Below are 259 nucleotides of genomic sequence, written 5' to 3'. Positions count from 1 at the left end.
ACGCAAGCTTTCCTGCAGATCAACAGCGTAATGGACATGGACAGCGCGCGGGCAGGGGCACCGTTCGGAGAGGGTGTTCAGGAAGCGCTCAGCTACGCGCTTCAGGTGTGTGCCGATGCGGGCATGGAAGTGAAAGATGTGGGAGGTTACGCCGGCCATGCGCAGTTCGGGCAAGGGGATAAACTGATCGGCGTGCTTAGTCATGTCGACGTGGTGCCGGTGGGAGAAGGCTGGACGACCCCTCCGTTCGCTGCTGAAA

General features: G+C 60.6%; 1 pseudogene. It reads left to right on the top strand.

Annotated features, from left to right (window positions below):
• A pseudogene (locus tag MXD62_RS08990) lies at positions 1–259 on the top strand (dipeptidase PepV); the annotation flags it as partial.

The organism is Frankia sp. Mgl5, assembly GCF_023242985.1.
GTDB lineage: Bacteria > Actinomycetota > Actinomycetes > Frankiales > Frankiaceae > Parafrankia > Parafrankia soli.
The sequence above is the reverse complement of the archived record's forward strand: the minus strand, read 5'-3'. Positions and strand labels throughout refer to the sequence as shown.